Genomic DNA, 16295 nt, shown 5'->3' with positions numbered 1-16295 from the left:
TCGCAGGTGTAGTCGCCGGTGGTCCGTTTGGGACGTCCCCGCGGTCGCCGCGGTGGCGCGGCGTCCTCAGTCATCACGGATCACCCGGGCTCGTTTCGGGCGGGCGCTGCGGCTGAGGTCGACAACATTGTCGGATGCGGTCTTGCGGCGTCGGGCATCGGCTGCGGTGACGGTCACGAGATCGGCTGGTGTACAGGCGAACACATCGCAGATCGCGGCCATCACTTGCAACGAGACCCGTTCGGGCTGACCGGCCACCAGCCGGTAGACCTGTGACGCGGACAAGTCGATGCCGCGTTCGCGCAGCAGCGGCACCAGGTCGGTGCTGTTGTGCATCCCGGCCGCCGCCATCAGTTCCGCGAGTCGCCAGCGATATTCCACCGTCCGTGCAGCCACCTAATCGCCCTCCTCGAGGTTATCGCCGGGTGTCGTCGTCGATGCCGGTGTTCATCGCGTCGCGCAGTGTCGAGTCCAGAGCCTCGCGCAGCGTGCTCTGACGAAAGTGGGTCGTGGTGCAGTCGTAGATCCCTGTGGTCGAGGCGAATTCGTGACCCAGCTGATCCTGCACGAACTTCGGATCGACGCCCGCTTCGATCAGGTGCGTCGTGTACGACCGCCGAAATGAGTGCATATCCAAGCCTGGCGCCAAACCGAGCTCGTCGCAATACCGGGAAAAGCGTTGCCATACACAATTGATCGTCACCAGCGTGCCGCGTTCGCTGGTGAATAGATCCGGTGGACTGTCCTCACCGCCCAGCTGTGCGGCCGAGATCCAGTCGTCGACCACCTCTGGACACCAGTCGAACACCGTCAACACCGATCGCGGCTTCGGGGGAGAACCCCGATGGGGCTTTCCGTAGCGGACATGCACAACACCGTACTTACCGAACTCGGGTGCTTTCGGATTCCGGTAGAAGTCCCTTGTCTGCAGGTGCCGAACTTCGTTACCCCGAAGCCCCCAGCCGAAGGCGACCTTGAACCAGGTCGCATCGCGGTAGGCCGCCCGCCAGCCTTTGCGACCGCTCGCTGCGATCCGATCCACCTCACTATCGGCGTGATCGAAAAAGCGTTGCAGCTCCGAGCGACTGAACGCACGCTTCGTCGGATTCGACTCAGCTTCCTGGACGTGCCGCGCGGAGTTCCAGTCGTGACACACCTGCACCGGATGCGAACCAAACTGCTCGAGGCACAGCTCGGTCCACCCGTAGTCCGAGGACGACACGTAGTCGCAGAACAGGCGCAGCGATGCCTGATAGTTGCGCACGGAGGTCTGGCGGAGGTGGCGCACACCCCGCAGATCCCCGAAGAACTCGTCGACCATCGCCGGCGTCCACTGCCACGGATACTCGTTCGCATAGTCAGCGAACCGGCTGATCAGCTTCACGCGTTTTTCGATCGTGCCGAACGACAGGTTCCGCGACAACTGCTGATTGCGCCAACCCTCGAGCATCTCGGCGAACACCACATCCTGGCTGTTCAGATAGCGCACACCGGGAACCAGAACCAACCGTCCGGCTTCATCAACGGCCACCTGACATCACCTCCCACACGGCTGCATCAGATGCTCATATCTTGCATCAAACGCAGGATCGAAGTCAATCACCAAGTCACACAAACGCACTCAGGAGGCCCTCGCACCCGCACATTTCATTCTCGCAACTCGATCTCACGGACATCTCACGCGCCGGGGACCGCGTCAGTGCAGGTTGTCGGCTCGCGCCGATAATCAAACCGCCGGAGCAGAGGCAGCGTGTCCACCTGCATCTGTTGCAATACTACAGCTTTTAGTTGACATAATGTGTCTTATCGGCGAACTTACCTATCGAGTTCGAAAACAGATGAATACTCGAGACGAGTGCTAAAACCCGCTGACCAGCAATCATTGTCCTCGCCGAACTGGCCGGAGGCGCCTTATGGCCGGGCTGCCGTAACGATGACGTGCAGACATGTTGAGATCATTCATCTAATGAATGGGATCTACGCGCCGATGCACCCGTACGCGGCGATTGGGTGTCCGTCCGGTTCCCGCACTTCAGCGCGTCTACTAGGTTCGATATTCGTCACAGTGACGTTTCTCACTGCGGTGTATTTACCTGTTGAACAGGTCATCTGGCGGTTCCTGCCGTTGGATCCGAGTGTGGTCGTCCGCCGGGACCGAGACGTGCCTTGGAAATGCCGTGGCCCGACGGGGGTATCCGCGCACGTCTATTCATTAGATGAATGCAAGCGTAGGATACGCGGTTATGAGCGGTGAGCATCCACTGCCAGGCAGTGCTCCGTTGCGCCTGATCTCGTCCGGCGCGGAGTTGCTCCGCCCTGACGAGCAAGTGTGGACGGAGATGCTCGAGGGGTGGAAATCCGCGTTGATGGCCCGAACGTTGAATGCCTCTACGATCCATGGGTACCTACGTGTGCTGAGCGATTTTCAGGATGTCGCCGGCGATTACCCCTGGCGGTGGATGCCGCAGGACGTCGACGACTACGTCACCACCCTGCACGCACGCAACGGCGGAACGGCCGCCAAGTCGACAGTCCGCGCCTACCTGATGGTGATCCGAGGATTCTGCAGCTTCCTCTGCGAGCCGGCGTATCGGTGGCCCGATCTGTGCGCGGAGGTCTTTGGCGAGTACCCGTCGCAGATCTGCTTTGCCTACAACTTGCCGGTTCATGTCTCTGACAACGAGGCAGAACCGCAGCGAAGAGCGTTCTCCCGCAGTGAAGTCCAGACTCTGTTCGATTTCTTCGACGACGAGGTCGAACGACTGTACGCGCAGAACAGCAAGGCATGGCTGACCACTCTGCGGGATTCCTGTATCGCCAAGGTCGCCTACGCCTACGGCCTGCGCCGTCAGGAGGTCTTGCGTCTACAGATCCACGACTTTGGCCCGAATCCACATGTGCCACAATATAAAGCGTATGGCGCCGTCTATGTTCGGTTTGGCAAAGGGTCACGAGGATCGGCACACAAGCGTCGCACCGTGTTGACGGTACCGCTGATGGACTGGGCCTCCGACGTCCTCGAGGCCTGGGCAGGTCCCCAGGGCTGTCGGCAACTGATGCGCCAGGCGGACGACTCGCCCTGGTTGTGGCCGTCAGAACGCGGTCAGCAACTGACCCTGAACTCTTACGCCACACGGTTCACCAACTATCGCCGACGTGCCGGACTATCAGATGGATTGTCGCTGCACGGATTTCGCCGCTCCTACGTCACTCACCTGATCGAAGATGGCTACGACCCGTTGTTCGTGCAACAGCAAGTGGGCCACGAGCATTCATCGACCACTGCGCTCTACACCCAAGTCAGTTCGGACTACCGGCAGAAAACCCTGCAGCGCATGATCCGGGAGCGCCTGGCTTCCGCAGACATCCCCTACGGCGAAAGCAGCCACGCATGAACGTTCAGAAGCGCGTCGATTTCCATTGGAACCTCCGAAAACTCATGGCCGAGCGTAACCTCTGGAAGTCAACAGAATTGGTCACCCTGCTGCGCAGCCGCGGGGTCACGTTGTCCCAACCCCAGGCCTACCGGTTGATGACGGGCAAACCGGAACGCATCAACAGCCGGGTGCTCGCCGCGCTCTGCGACATCCTCGACTGCTCCCCCGCCGAGTTGTTCGAGCCCGTGGTCGTCATGCAGGGACGAGCCACCGCATCGGCCCCCGACATCGTGCCCGCTGGGGACGCCAGGCCGAAGCGGGCTCCCGGGGTTCGTCGGGTCCGTGTGGTGGAGTCCGACGAGGGTCCAGACCATGCGTAGCGCACGGTGATGGTCGATGGCACGACCCAAGCCCGCACCTGAACCTGATCGCTACGAACCGTGCGAACGGTGCGGACAGGCCTACCTGACCGCGGCGTGGTGGCAAGACACCCCGATCTGCTGCTACTGCTACAACCAAGCCAAACGTGTTGTCGGACAATGTGTTGAGTGCGGTCATGTGGGTATCGTTCCGGGCCGTACACCGACCGGCCGATATCTGTGCCGTGGCTGTAGCGGGATCCGACTCAACGTCGACTGTGCCGAATGCGGTGCCGAGGCCGAACTCTACCGGCGCGGGCACTGCTGGCGATGCGAACTGGCCCACCAGGTAGACGAGCTGCTCACCCATCCGCAGACAGGCACCATCAACCCACACCTGATCGGCCTGGCCCAGGCGATCAAGCAGATGCCACGCCCGAACAGCGGTGTCACCTGGCTGCGCAGCCCAACAGTGCGCACCGTGCTCCGCCAGATAGCCGCCGCCGACGCTATCGATCAGCACCTGCTGGCCTCGCTGCCGGTAAACCGATCAGCCACACATATCCGCGCGCTGCTCGATGAGCACGGAATCGCCGGCGCCCGCCTCGACTACCGAACCCGATTCAGCGTCTGGGCCGACGACAAGCTCGCAACACTGACCAGTCCCGACAATCAGCTCGTGATGCGCAGCTACATACGGTGGCACCTGTCGCGGCGATTCGACGACACCTGCACCAACGGAACATTTCTCGCGGCCAAGCAAGGCGTCACCGTGGCAATCGATTTCCTCAACTTCCTCGATATTCTCGAGATCCCCATCGGCGACGTCGACCAATCCCAGGTCGACACATTCATCGCATCCGGTACCGAAACCAACCGACTCCTCACTCGATTTCTCCCCTGGGCAATCGCCACATACCAGTTGCCGCCGTTGAGGATAACGCCGCATCAGCGTGGTACCGCCCCGGCCAAGACCAACGCCGAGCAAGTCGAACAACTCACTCGCCTATTCTCCAACGAGGAGCTCACTCCGCGGGATCGACTTGCCGCTGCACTGGTCGTCGTGTTCGGGCAACCCACCCACAAAGTAGCGTCACTGCGATGGGATCAGATTTGGCGTGAGGAGCCGTGCACCATCACCCTCGGAACGCACCCGATCACCTTGGAGTCACCGCTCGAGCAGCTCGTCGCCGAAGTCGCCGCAGCAACCACCAACAGGCAAACCGCAGCACACACCGAATCGCCCTGGGTGTTCCCCGGCTATCAGCCCGGCAATCATCTCAACGAGAGCCACCTGCGACTGCGGCTCAAGGCTCTCGGATTGAACCGTCCTGGGTCTGGTGGAGACCGTGATCTCACCAGGAGAATACGGATATGGGAGCACCACGGAAGTTCGACCAGGAGACCCGTGAGCGGGCGGTGAGGATGTATCGGGATCGGCTTGCCGAGCCCGGCGAGTCCAAGTCAGGAGCGCGTCGTCATGTCGGGGAGTTGCTCGACATCAATCCGGCGACGCTACGCAACTGGATCGAGAAGGACACTCCGATCGTCTCCGGATCGGGGACGACGGTGGCCGCCCATGACGCGGAATTGCGTGAACTTCGGCGGGAGAACGCCGAATTACGCAGAGCCAACGTTATCTCAGGTCTGTTCGGTCGTTTGAATGGTTGAACAGGGAGTTCGTGTCATGAACAGTGTCTATGACACTGCCTGCTTCGAGGCGATGAGTGCGGAGTTGGCCGTGGAGCCGGGCGACTTGGTCGCGCAATTCACGATTTTCGGTATCGAGTTCGCGGATGCGAACGTGCGCGAGAGCGAGACGCTGCCGCAGTGAGGCATCCGACCCCCGCTCGATACCGACGGTGGCGGCCGGGACCGCCGGCGAGGTGGTGAGGCGACGGATGTCATCGCGGAACTCGGCCTGGTTGTAGAGCCAGGCCCGGGAGACTCCGGCGCGGGCGGCAATGTCGGTGACAGTGAACCTTTTCCCGGTCTCCTTGAGCTCATGCAGGGTTCGTCGGGCACGGGCAAGAGTGTCCATTCGGCGTCGCTGGGCGGCTGCGACGAGGTGGTGACTGTTGTCAGTCGGCATCGGATGATCCCTCTCGGCAGCAGGATGTATCGGTCGCGGGGTCCTCACCGCAGCGGCAGTGACTGTCACCTTCGAGGGTGGTGATGATGGTGAGCAGGTTGGTTTCGACGGTGCGGTTCATCTCGGCGAGACGGGTGTGGCCGTCCGCGTCGGCGCGGGCGATCAGCGTTCGGGTGTCGTCGAGTTGTTTGTGATGGTGCGGTAGGAACTCGGCGGTGGTGACGAACAGTGGGCAGGTCAGGCACGCGTTGGCATGCGGGCACGATTTCTGTAGTGGCAGACCGCAATAGCCGTTCGGAAGGACCATGGTGGCTCGGGACAGGTTCTGTTTCATCCACTCGGCATCGGCGAGTGGGCCGTCGATGGTGGTGTCGACGGGTTCGCCGCGGATGTTGATCTTCTGGGCGCGTTCCCACTGCTCACGGATGGTGGTGTCCGCCAGGCGTGCGTAGACCGCGGTCATCGTATGGCTGGTGTGATCGAGCAGACGCCGGACCACTTCCTGAGGCACCTCGTTGTTGATCAGTCGAGTCGCGTAGGTATGCCGGAACTGGTGTGCGGTGACATACACCGGACTTCCGAGTTCGTCTGTGATATTTCTACTTTCAAGCCAGAGTCCGAGCTGGCGGACGAAGGTGGCGGTGGGCATCGGCAACCGGCCGTCGGGGTTGGATGTCGTGCGCGGCAGCAACACCGCGGTGGTCGGGAACCGCTGCCGGGTGCGTGCCTGTTGCGCCTCGATCATGGCGGTGAGCTCGTCGTCGATGGGCACGATCGCGTCGCGTCGCATCTTGTGGTTGCGGTAGCGCAGATAGACCGCGCTCTGTCGGTCTCGAATCAGACAGTCCAGAGGCAACCGGGTCGCATCGCCTACACGCAGGCCGGTGCGGATGAGGATCTCCACCAGGAGCCGGATCCGAGGGTCGGCGATCCGGTCGAGGTTGTCGGTGCTTTCGATCTGGTTCATGACGAACTCGGGAATGAACCGTGGCCGGGATGTCTCGTCGCGGCGAGGATGGTCACTGGGATACAACTCGGCGTCGGCCGACAACGACGCCCAACGGTGCTGACGGACAGCACGCAGAAACCCGGCGACGGAACTGATGTCGCTACTGCGGGTCTTCGGGTGGGGAACCTCGACAGCGAGTCGGGCCAGGTATCCCTCCAACGCTGCCCGATCGAGATGCGCCGGGCCGGGCGCCGTGGTCAACCCGGGTGTCAGCTGTGACAGTCGCACCAGCGCGATCCGGTCCTTGCGCAGCTGACCCACCCCGAGCCCACACGATATCCGCCAGCGGCACCAGCGTTTGGCCAGCTCACGGAGCCATGGTGGGTGCACAGGGGTGAAATCGCATCGAGCATCGTCCCCGGCGGCGATGCCGAGCCGCCGTAGCAGCCACACATCTCGCCGGTATTCACCGTCCCATCCGGTGTCGTCGCGCAGGTCGTGCAGTCGCTCGATCGCGAAGCCGAGAAATGCTCGAGGCGAGTTGGTCGCGGCGGAGGCCGGTAGCCCGGCGAGCCACTCGGTCAGTGAACGCTCGAGCAGCGATTCGACACCGGAGGTGGCCAGATGGTCCAACAGTGGTTTGATCGAGCGTGGTGTGGTGCGGGTCCGGTGCGTATCGACCCGGCATTGCAGCGTGTACTGGATCTCGAGCCGCAGGTGCGGTGGCATCGCTCGCAGATCGAATCGGTCCTCGCCGTAGTGGGCGCAGTAGCTGATGAACTCGTCGACAGGTGGGCGGCCCCGTTGGCGCCAGCGGACATGGTGGGAACGACACCAGCCTTGTCCCAACTCGGCCCACAAGCGGCATTCCGGGATCGCGCAGATCGTAGTCTGTTCGCCGTCCACGTGCGGATGCCACTGCGCCACCGGTGGTCGTCCTGCCTTGTCCCAGTCTCGGGAATGCTTGTAGCACAGCTGATACCGATGCTGACCGAACCCGCATTCGGTGATCGAACACGACTGCAGCGGTCGATGGCCTGTCACCTCGGGATCCGCGGTGGCTGCCCAGGTCTGTCGGTCCGGATGGCCGGCACGCGTCCACCGATGACGATGCGCCAGGCACAGCCCGCCGTAACGGCTCGAGTGCACGCATCCCCGGACCATGCACGCGGGCGTGCCGAGAATCGGATCACCGACTGCCGGCACCAACACATCGACGCGGAACTCCGGGCGTACCACGGACGTCAACTGTCGCGCCGCTGCGGGAACGAGGGTCCTCGCCGCCGCCTCGGCACTCATTGTTGTTCCTGCTTTTCCGGAAGCCAGCCCACTGCCACCAACGCTCGCCGCGCATCCTCGACTTTCAGGTGTGCGTAGGCGTCGCTGGTGGTGGCGATCGAGGCATGTCCGAGCAGATGCTGTACCACCTCCACCGGCACCCCGCGACGCAACAACTCCGTCGCATAGGAATGACGAAAGGTGTGCGGACCGAATCGGATTCCGGTCCGAGACCGGATCCGGCAGACCAAGTCGTAGACACTGGGATAGGTCAGCGGATACCCGATCCGACCGGACCACAGGTTGACGAACACGTAGTCGCTGTCCAGGTCGCCGTACTCGCCGTGCAGGTAGTCGGCATAGAGGCGGATCACTCGGGCTGGTACCGGTACCTGCCGGGATCGTCCGCTCTTGGCCCGCGCCCGATTCACGTTCACACGCGGCACCACCGACACCAGCCGAGATGCAGCGTCGATGTCACTGTGCCGCAACCCCAATGCCTCACCCACCCGAAGCCCGGACTCGGCGAGCAGGACGAGCAGGAACCGGTCCCGCAGCCGATCGCACGCGGCCACGATCACCGAGACCTGATCGGTGTCGAGCGTGTCGGGAATGCTCCGATCGTCCCGCAGCCGGATCCGTTTGGTACGTTCCAGTCGAGATCCCAAGTGCGCCAGCAACGGACGCCATGACCCACCGTGCACTTCGCGCCGTTGCCAGGTTGTCAGGAGATCACCCAGATCCACGCCGTGACGTTGATGGAACTCGTAGAACGCCGACACCGCGGACAGTTTCCGGTTCACCGTCGCTTCCGAGCACACGCTCTCCGCGGTCGGCAAAGCGGCCACGCCGGCCGCCCGTGCCACCAGCGGCAGTCGCAGCCACGCAACGAAACGGCCCACATCCTCGAGGTGCACCCGCGACCACACCAGTGCGCGCTGGTTCAGGAACTCGAACCAGTCCCGCAGGTCATACGCGTAGGCCTTGACGGTGTTCGGTGAGTGTTCGATCGCGTGCAGATGCGACAAGAACCCCTCGATCGGTGCCACCACCGATGAATCGCGATCGACAACCGTCCACGATTCCGAATCGCCGAATGGCATCGCCACCGACTGCACTCGCAGACTACGGCTCGTCATGGACACCAAAGATAACCTGTCTACGGCACACTTCCCGGCATCTCGACCGGCGTGTCGTTTACATCCTTGACTACCTTGGTCGGGCCTCAGATAACCAATGAGATTTTGAAGACAGCGTCGGCGTTTTTCGCCGCGGCGGAGATCGACCGCCGACTTCGTTGATCGTCGAGTATATCGACGCTCACCGCGACCGGTTCGGGGTCGATCCGATCTGCCGGGTACTCACCGAGTACGGAATGCAGATCGCCCCGTCCACCTACTACGCCCACAAACAGCGGGGCACGATCTCGGCAGCGACACTGTCCGAGGCGTATGCCGCGCACGCCGTCTACCAGCAGTTTGAGAAGAACCGCAGTGTGTATGGGGTGCGCAAGATGTATCACACGATGTGGCGTGCCGGTCATATGATGGGACGCGACCAGATCGGCCGGCTGATGGGGATCTGCGGAATCTCCGGCGCGGTTCGTGGCTCGCATCGCATCACTACGACCCGTCGCGACGAGACGGCACCGCGCTTCCCTGATCATGTTGAGCGGCAGTGGAATACACCCACACATCCCGATCAGTGGTGGGTCGCCGACTTTACCTACGTGTGGACATTGGCCGGGTTCGTCTACGTGGCGTTCCTCGTCGATGTGTTCTCACGGCGCATCCTCGGATGGCGGGTCATGACCAGCAAGCACACACCGTTGGTGACCAGTGTGGTCGAACAAGCACTGTTCACTCGACGGAGGTCCGGATTCGCTTTTACTTCAACGGGTTTGGTGCATCACAGCGATGCGGGAAGTCAGGGTGAATTCAACTGGTCGTCGCAACACCTTGATCTTGGAGGTGTTGGCTTTGGCTACAGCAGACTGGAGCAAGAAGACCAGCGATGCGCCCACGGGGGTTCGTCGGCAGTGGCGAGCTGATCGTGCGTTGCGGCCGGCGATGCGTTCGCCGGGCCGGCCCGAGCCGTCGCGGGCGGTGCGACGTCAGTTTTGGGGGTTGATCGCGACGGGGATGAGCACGGCGGAGGCGTCGGTGGCGGTCGGCGTGTCGGTGCCGGTGGGGTCGCGGTGGTTCCGCCACGCTGGCGGAATGACGCCACTGAGTCTGGACGAGCCGGCGGGTCGTTACCTGTCGTTCGCTGAACGGGAAGAGATCGCGCTGCTCCGCGCCCAACAGTGTGGTGTGAGAGAGATTGCTCGGCAGATCGGACGCAGTCCGGCAACGATTTCGCGTGAGTTGCGCCGCAACTCCGCTACCAGGAGTGGGAAACTCGAGTATCGAGCCTCGGTGGCGCAGTGGAAAGCTGAGCAGGCCGCCAAGCGCCCGAAAACAGCGAAACTCGTGGCCAACGTCGAGTTGCGGGAGTACGTGCAGGAGCGGTTGGCGGGCACTGTCCGTAGCCCCTACGGCACGATCGTCGCCGGCCCCACGCCGCCGCCGTGGAAGGGGCTCAACAAGCCGCACCGGGCCGACCGGCGGTGGTCTCTGGCATGGAGTCCGGAGCAGATCTCCCAGCGCCTGCGGGTCGATTTCCCCGATGATGAATCCATGCGCATCAGTCATGAGGCAATCTATCAATCCCTGTTCATCGAGGGCCGTGGCGCGCTCAAACGCGAGTTGGTGGCGTGCCTGCGGACCGGGCGGGCATTGCGGGAGCCCCGTGCTCGCTCACGCAACAAGCCGCAGGGTCACGTCACCTCCGATGTCGTCCTCAGCCAGCGCCCGCCTGAGGCCCACGACCGTGCTGTCCCCGGCCACTGGGAGGGTGATCTCATCATCGGTGTGGGTCGGTCGGCTATCGGCACTATTGTCGAACGGCGCAGTCGCGCAACGATTCTAGTCCATCTCCCACGCTTGCAAGGGTGGGGTGAGCAACCGCCGGTGAAGAACGGGCCGGCACTCGGTGGCTACGGCGCCATCGCGATGAACGCGGCACTGACGGCGTCGATAGCGGCGCTGCCGCAGCAGTTGCGCAAGACGTTAACGTGGGATCGCGGTAAGGAACTGTCCGCTCATGCCCAGTTCGCGATGGATACCGGAACGCAGGTGTTCTTCGCCGATCCGCATTCGCCGTGGCAGCGACCGTCCAACGAGAACACTAATGGGCTGCTGCGCCAATATTTTCCGAAGGGAACTGACCTGTCACGGTGGTCTGCAAACGACCTCGAAGCCATCGCATACACCCTCAACAACCGTCCCCGAAAGGCCCTCGGCTGGAAGACCCCCGCCGAAGTCTTTGAAGGACAGTTACACTCACTACAACAACCCGGTGTTGCATGGACCGATTGAACCCGCCCAGTACACGTCGTTGGCGTTCACCGCCGCCTTGACCGAGGCCAACATCACCGGTTCCATCGGATCGGTGGGCGATGCTCTCGACAATGCGCTCATGGAATCGGCGATCGGCCTCTACAAGACCGAGTTGATCGACACCGGCCGCACCTGGACCGATCGGGGCCACGTCGAACGAGAGACCGCCGCCTACGTCCACTGGTTCAACACAGAGCGACTGCACTCGTCTCTGGACTACTGCCCACCCATCGAATACGAGACGCGCTACCGTGACACCGTCGCCTCCAAAGCGGAGGTGGCCTAAACCAGGTCTCCATCCGATCCAGGACGGTTCAGATTTCCCTCCCTTGAAACGCGTTTGGGAACATGGCAGACCATCACACAGACATCGCCACCGCCCATACTCGCCGACGCGCTCGGCATACATCCGAATACCGCTCTCCAGCACGCACTCCGCGGCTCAAGTGAATTCGGCGCCTACGTTGCCGAGCGGGCACCAGAAGCGAACTCCTGATCGACAACCGTATTGACGGCCAAGTCCGCCGGAAATCGGGGGTCGTGATTGCGTTCCCTCCGACCGCAGTCGGAGGATACAAGGTACGTACCGGTTACCGGGTACGTACCTAACGTACCCAGGCTGAAACCGAGGCACCCCTTCACCGAAGGCAGCCAGAACGGCAACGCCATTGCGATGTCACCTTGAGGAACGACGCTGGTGGTTGCCACGAACGAGAGATGGGCTCAATCAGTCTGGTGAGAACCCGTAGTAGTCGAGCCCGAAGTAGAACAAAGTGATCAGTGTGCTGATCGGCACGGACGCGATCAGATACGGGTAAGTCCCCTGGAGTGGTGGGGTTTGGGGGCCGGGGTTTGGGCTGACGACGGTGTGGCGGCCCGCCAAGGGGGTGGGCCATCGCGTAGTGGTCAATGAGTTACGACCAAGTAGCTCACGGAAGGACACACCACGCGATGACCCACTCCCATTCTGGCGTACACGCCCAGTTGGATGCACTCCTGTCCGCCGATCCGCAGGCGATGTTCGCCGAACTGGTGCGGGCCGGCCTGCAGGCGCTGATCGAGGCTGAAGCCTCAGCCAAGATCGGCGCCGGCAGGTACGAGCGCAACGAGGACCGCACCACGCACCGCAACGGGTACCGAAACAAGACTGTCTCGACCCCGGCCGGCGATATCGAGGCGCGGATCCCGAAGCTGCGATCGGGGTCGTTCTTCCCCGCTCTGCTCGAGCGGCGCCGGCGCATCGACCGGGCCCTGTACGCGGTGATCATGCAGGCCTACGTACACGGGGTCTCTACACGTGCAGTGGACGATCTCGTACGGGCTCTCGGTGTAGACACTGGCATCTCGAAGTCTGAGGTGTCCCGCATCTGCGCCGAGCTCGACGCCGAAGTGGAGGCGTTCCGTACCCGCACGCTGGCCCACACCGAGTTCCCGTACGTGTTCGCTGACGCGACGTTCTGCAAGGTCCGTATCGGTGCGCACGTGGTATCTCATGCCATGGTCGTGGCCACTGGCGTTTCCGCTGATGGCACCCGCGAAGTGCTCGGCACGGCGGTCGGGGACAGTGAGTCGTACGAGTTCTGGAATGACTTCCTGCGCTCCCTGAAGGCCCGTGGGCTATCCGGGGTGCACCTGGTCATCTCCGACGCCCATGCGGGCCTCAAGGCGGCCGTAGCCAAGCAGTTTGTGGGCGCCTCCTGGCAGCGCTGCCGGGTGCACTTCATGCGCAACCTGCACGGCACGGTGGCGTCAAAGCACGCACCCGCGGTGACCGCGGCGGTCAAGACGATCTTCGCCCACACCGACCCCAAGGATGTGGCCGCGCAGTGGGACCAGGTCGCCGACACCTTCGCCGGCTCGTTCCCCAAGGCGCACCAGATGATGCGCGAGGCCAAAACGGACGTGCTGGCGTTCACCGCGTTCCCCCGCGGACACTGGCAGAAGATCTGGTCCAACAACCCCATCGAGCGGCTCAACAAAGAGATCAAACGCCGCGCCGACGTCGTAGAAATCTTCCCCAACCCGGAGGCCTTCCTGCGGCTGGCGACCTCGGTGGTGATCGACCAACACGACGAATGGCAAGTCGGTCGCCGCTACCTCTCAGAGAGCTCCATGGGCGAACTCCGAGCCGTCATCGCCGCCAAGCAGCACGCCCTCAACGCCAGCAACGGATATGATCAAAACACGGAACTCGTTGATCACTGCGACTGACCAGACGCGGAACCGATTCCCACCACATCACGGGGCACTATCATCAGATACCAGAGACCCACGAGGCGGGCACGTGGCCACAAAACCAGGACGACCCCAGCAATGTTCGCGGCCAGCCAGCTCAGCACCCAGGGCAGCCAGTAGGTCGCCGTCAGAGCTTTTGGGCCAGGGGTGGCATCGGTCGGGGGAAAGCCCAGCCAGTGACGCAAGAAAATCGACAACGGTAAAGGAAGGACAAGTCCGACCGCAACGCCGAGGACCGCGCCGACGGCGATGGCCGCGCAGTCGACTACGGCAGATCGCCTTGGATCGATCGTCGGTGACTTCGCCGCGGTTGGGGGCACGCAAGCAGTGTCCCACGTCGGCTCAAGAACGAACTGCTCAGCCGATGGTCTTGGGCCAATGTCGGGTTCCGTGTGTGACACGAGACAAAGTGATACGAGTGGTTACCAGTAGTAAATCACTGGGGGAGAGTATCTTTCAAGCGCTCCTTACATAACATCGAGAGATCGCGGGGACCTGAAGTGTTGCTCGTGGCGGTGCTCGCGCATCGATGTCAAACCATCTGGGCCGGCGTCACCCTCGCTGGTCCAAAAGGTGGTGGAGAACGCCCCGGCCGGCGGCGACGGCGGAGTAGCGGCCACGCCGATCGGCCACGCCTGCTGTACTTCGTAGCGCAAACCTTCGAGCGGGTCATCCGCAGCATCTGACCAAACGAACTCGACTTCCGTCCCCGGACGCAAACCCATCGAAGCGAGTGGATCGTTCAGATCGGCTACCGCTAGGAGTCTGAGCGATTGAGCGTCGGCGTACACCCCGCCGGGAGTGTCCGGTGAGTCGAACACACCCCACCCTTTACTGAAATGCCATACCCGCACAACGCCCGTCGACGACATTGCTTAACCGTAGCCGTCACAGCTCCGCGGGGAGACGTCGCAAAAACGTTGATCGTGAGGTAGGACGGGCTAGGAACGAAGTCAGCGCGTAGCGGGTGGCAGCGGGTTGAACGCGTCGTGAGCCATGATTCGTGGTCGAGTTCGATGTCCCAGGCTTCCAAATCGGGGGCGAGGACCAACTCATCGATGCAGGCGGCGGTCCCACCGACGAAGAAGATAGAGCTACTCCCCCTCCGTCAGCGCCCTCCAGCCCACCTAAACTACTATCTAGCATAGTTTCAAGGTTGGCTGTTGGAGGCGTGGTGATCGCAAACATTGTGGCCCAAGGGACACTCCTGGGACTGTTCGGTGCGGTCGTAGCGTGTGGTGTCGCCGCTGCCCGCCAGCCGGATCGAGGTGGGGAGGCGTGGCGGGCGCTTGTTTCGTGTGCGGTGGCCGTGAGTGCGGCCGTCGGCGTGATGGTGGTTGCTCCCCAGGGCGATTTCTCGTCGGCGATCGTGTTGGTGATGCTCTGTGTTGGGGCGCTCGTGCTGTTTTCTGTTCATCTGCACGGTACGTCGTTGGCTGTAATGGTTGACCCGCTCGTGTGGATGGCCTCGGCGATGTGGGTGTTCATCGTGTTCGCCGCCACGGGCGCGCCGATCGAGATTGGCGCGGTGCCTGCTGATCCGATCGCCGAGCTGGCGTTGAGGGCGGAGCTCAATCGAACCCCGAGGTGGTCCCGCACAGGCAGTGTGATCGCGATCTTCGGTCTGGTGGCCGCGATAGTCTTCCGCCTGGCCCGGCCGGCCTCCCGCGGTGATGGCTTCGACGCCCTCGTTCCCGGCGCCCACGCCCGATTCCCACAAAATACGAAGGTGGTTAGTAGAAGTGGGGCGTGATGCGAGTGTGCGGAGGAGGTGGTGGGCATGACTGACGGTGTCGAGGTGCCGCGTACGGATCGGTTCGGCCCGCGCGGTCCTGCCCGTACGATCTCTCGTGCGGTGGGCCTTGCCGTGGTGATGTTTGAGGCGGTTGCCGCGTTCTGGCTGGTGATGCTGCTCCGAACGTCGGATCTCGTGCCATCCGACCCGTCAGGAGTCGGGCGCGGTGATCAGGTCGAGCTGCGGATGCTGACCGCGGTGGATGTGCACGACTGGGTGTCGGCGCTGAGTGCTGCGGCCTTCGCTGCGGGTGTGGCCGGTGCGCTGGCGGCGCATCTACTTCCCGCAGTCAAGGGGCGCGCGCCGGTTGAGTAGTCGGGCCGGGATTTCGACTCTTGGAACGTTTCTGTGGCTTAGGCTTTGGTGCCGCCGCCGCGGGTGTGGCGAGGTTTGCGGCTGAGGTATTCGCTGAGCACTTCCCGCTCGGCGGGTGTCACGGTCTGGGCGAAGTGCATCAGTACTGCCGCGGAGTCTCCGCTGGCGTCGAGGACCTGACGCAAGGTGCGTGAGGTGGCCTCCTCGCGGGTCTGCATGGGGAAGTACCGGTAGGCGCGGCTGACTTTTTCTCGACCGACGAACCCTTTTTTGTGCAGGTTGGTGACGACGGTGAGCACTGTGGTGTAGGCCGGTTCGCGGTCGTGGAGTTCCTCGACTAGGTCGTGCACCGACATCGCCGCACCGGCCGACCACAGCACGTCCATCACTGCGCGTTCCAGCGAACCCAGCCCAGTCATTTTCACCCACCATCTCTAGATGCGGGTCAATCTTAC

Annotated in this window: 13 protein-coding genes, 3 pseudogenes and 1 other annotated feature; of the genes and pseudogenes, 10 read left to right on the top strand and 6 right to left on the bottom strand. The window is 62.8% G+C overall.

Annotated features, from left to right (window positions below; translation table 11 throughout):
- Nucleotides 1–66: 66 nt before the first annotated feature.
- Entirely contained in the window at nucleotides 67–396 is a 330-nt protein-coding gene (locus tag AC5ZH6_RS13460; RefSeq protein WP_035734495.1) for a helix-turn-helix domain-containing protein, read from the bottom strand.
- Nucleotides 397–415: 19 nt separating this feature from the next.
- On the bottom strand, nucleotides 416–1531 hold the full coding sequence (locus AC5ZH6_RS13455; RefSeq protein ID WP_020171202.1) for a tyrosine-type recombinase/integrase: 1116 nt from the start codon (nucleotides 1529–1531) through the stop codon (nucleotides 416–418).
- 712 nt (nucleotides 1532–2243) lie between these two features.
- Between AC5ZH6_RS13455 and AC5ZH6_RS13450 the strand changes: the two genes are divergently transcribed.
- From AC5ZH6_RS13450 to AC5ZH6_RS13435, 4 genes and pseudogenes are all read left to right on the top strand, one after another.
- On the top strand, nucleotides 2244–3395 hold the full coding sequence (locus AC5ZH6_RS13450) for a tyrosine-type recombinase/integrase (protein ID WP_006368699.1): 1152 nt from the start codon (nucleotides 2244–2246) through the stop codon (nucleotides 3393–3395).
- Nucleotides 3392–3757 (top strand): helix-turn-helix domain-containing protein, encoded by a 366-nt coding sequence (locus AC5ZH6_RS13445; RefSeq protein ID WP_006368700.1) that lies wholly within the window; start codon nucleotides 3392–3394, stop codon nucleotides 3755–3757. The genes AC5ZH6_RS13450 and AC5ZH6_RS13445 overlap by 4 nt, the downstream gene beginning before the upstream one ends.
- A gap of 16 nt (nucleotides 3758–3773) precedes the next feature.
- Nucleotides 3774–5159 (top strand): hypothetical protein, encoded by a 1386-nt coding sequence (locus AC5ZH6_RS13440; protein WP_288338062.1) that lies wholly within the window; start codon nucleotides 3774–3776, stop codon nucleotides 5157–5159.
- Nucleotides 5111–5377 (top strand): annotated as a pseudogene (locus tag AC5ZH6_RS13435) (transposase); the annotation flags it as partial. The gene AC5ZH6_RS13440 and the pseudogene AC5ZH6_RS13435, both read left to right, overlap by 49 nt.
- Here AC5ZH6_RS13435 and AC5ZH6_RS13430 read toward each other — a convergent pair.
- The 3 genes from AC5ZH6_RS13430 to AC5ZH6_RS13420 are packed head-to-tail and all read right to left on the bottom strand — an operon-like array spanning nucleotide 5373 to nucleotide 9194.
- Nucleotides 5373–5777: a DUF6262 family protein gene (locus AC5ZH6_RS13430; RefSeq protein ID WP_496169215.1), complete on the bottom strand. Its 405-nt coding sequence runs from the start codon at nucleotides 5775–5777 to the stop codon at nucleotides 5373–5375. The pseudogene AC5ZH6_RS13435 and the gene AC5ZH6_RS13430 sit on opposite strands and share 5 nt — an antisense overlap.
- 40 nt (nucleotides 5778–5817) lie before the next feature.
- Nucleotides 5818–8076 (bottom strand): tyrosine-type recombinase/integrase, encoded by a 2259-nt coding sequence (locus AC5ZH6_RS13425; RefSeq protein WP_496167484.1) that lies wholly within the window; start codon nucleotides 8074–8076, stop codon nucleotides 5818–5820.
- The gene (locus tag AC5ZH6_RS13420; RefSeq protein ID WP_496167486.1) at nucleotides 8073–9194 is read right to left on the bottom strand and encodes a tyrosine-type recombinase/integrase; all 1122 of its coding nucleotides are present in this window, start codon (nucleotides 9192–9194) and stop codon (nucleotides 8073–8075) included. Before AC5ZH6_RS13420 ends, AC5ZH6_RS13425 begins: the two co-directional genes overlap by 4 nt.
- Before the next feature lie 96 nt (nucleotides 9195–9290).
- Here AC5ZH6_RS13420 and AC5ZH6_RS13415 point away from each other — a divergent pair.
- From AC5ZH6_RS13415 to AC5ZH6_RS13390, 6 genes and pseudogenes are all read left to right on the top strand, one after another.
- Nucleotides 9291–9985, top strand: a pseudogene (locus tag AC5ZH6_RS13415) (IS3 family transposase); the annotation flags it as partial.
- Nucleotides 9314–9445: a sequence feature (AL1L pseudoknot), on the top strand. Its footprint overlaps the pseudogene before it by 132 nt.
- A 139-nt stretch (nucleotides 9986–10124) precedes the next feature.
- Nucleotides 10125–11474, top strand: a complete 1350-nt coding sequence (locus AC5ZH6_RS13410) for an IS30 family transposase (RefSeq protein WP_422393741.1) — start codon at nucleotides 10125–10127, stop codon at nucleotides 11472–11474.
- A pseudogene (locus AC5ZH6_RS13405) lies at nucleotides 11455–11781 on the top strand (transposase); the annotation flags it as partial. The gene AC5ZH6_RS13410 and the pseudogene AC5ZH6_RS13405, both read left to right, overlap by 20 nt.
- Before the next feature lie 665 nt (nucleotides 11782–12446).
- The gene (locus tag AC5ZH6_RS13400) at nucleotides 12447–13706 is read left to right on the top strand and encodes an IS256 family transposase (RefSeq protein ID WP_163376561.1); all 1260 of its coding nucleotides are present in this window, start codon (nucleotides 12447–12449) and stop codon (nucleotides 13704–13706) included.
- A 1333-nt stretch (nucleotides 13707–15039) separates the two neighbouring features.
- Nucleotides 15040–15483 carry a hypothetical protein gene (locus AC5ZH6_RS13395; protein ID WP_288338211.1) on the top strand — a complete coding sequence of 148 codons (444 nt, stop codon included), beginning with the start codon at nucleotides 15040–15042 and terminating at the stop codon, nucleotides 15481–15483.
- Nucleotides 15484–15510: 27 nt separating this feature from the next.
- On the top strand, nucleotides 15511–15840 hold the full coding sequence (locus tag AC5ZH6_RS13390) for a hypothetical protein (RefSeq protein ID WP_006438351.1): 330 nt from the start codon (nucleotides 15511–15513) through the stop codon (nucleotides 15838–15840).
- A 38-nt stretch (nucleotides 15841–15878) separates the two neighbouring features.
- On the opposite strand, the gene AC5ZH6_RS13385 is transcribed toward AC5ZH6_RS13390, so the two are convergent.
- Nucleotides 15879–16259: a BlaI/MecI/CopY family transcriptional regulator gene (locus tag AC5ZH6_RS13385; RefSeq protein WP_006438350.1), complete on the bottom strand. Its 381-nt coding sequence runs from the start codon at nucleotides 16257–16259 to the stop codon at nucleotides 15879–15881.
- Nucleotides 16260–16295: the final 36 nt, after the last annotated feature.

It is taken from the genome of Gordonia sp. YC-XJ4 (assembly GCF_059511865.1).
Note: the sequence above shows the minus strand (reverse complement) of the source record. Positions and strands in the feature narration are given on the sequence as shown.

Coding starts and splice junctions, on each gene's coding strand:
- AC5ZH6_RS13450 (WP_006368699.1), top strand. CDS start 2,244: ATGAGCGGTGAGCATCCACTGCCAGGCAGTGCTCCGTTGCGCCTGATC.
- AC5ZH6_RS13445 (WP_006368700.1), top strand. CDS start 3,392: ATGAACGTTCAGAAGCGCGTCGATTTCCATTGGAACCTCCGAAAACTC.
- AC5ZH6_RS13440 (WP_288338062.1), top strand. CDS start 3,774: ATGGCACGACCCAAGCCCGCACCTGAACCTGATCGCTACGAACCGTGC.
- AC5ZH6_RS13430 (WP_496169215.1), bottom strand. CDS start 5,777: ATGGACACTCTTGCCCGTGCCCGACGAACCCTGCATGAGCTCAAGGAG.
- AC5ZH6_RS13425 (WP_496167484.1), bottom strand. CDS start 8,076: ATGAGTGCCGAGGCGGCGGCGAGGACCCTCGTTCCCGCAGCGGCGCGA.
- AC5ZH6_RS13420 (WP_496167486.1), bottom strand. CDS start 9,194: ATGACGAGCCGTAGTCTGCGAGTGCAGTCGGTGGCGATGCCATTCGGC.
- AC5ZH6_RS13410 (WP_422393741.1), top strand. CDS start 10,125: ATGCGTTCGCCGGGCCGGCCCGAGCCGTCGCGGGCGGTGCGACGTCAG.
- AC5ZH6_RS13400 (WP_163376561.1), top strand. CDS start 12,447: ATGACCCACTCCCATTCTGGCGTACACGCCCAGTTGGATGCACTCCTG.
- AC5ZH6_RS13390 (WP_006438351.1), top strand. CDS start 15,511: ATGACTGACGGTGTCGAGGTGCCGCGTACGGATCGGTTCGGCCCGCGC.
- AC5ZH6_RS13385 (WP_006438350.1), bottom strand. CDS start 16,259: ATGACTGGGCTGGGTTCGCTGGAACGCGCAGTGATGGACGTGCTGTGG.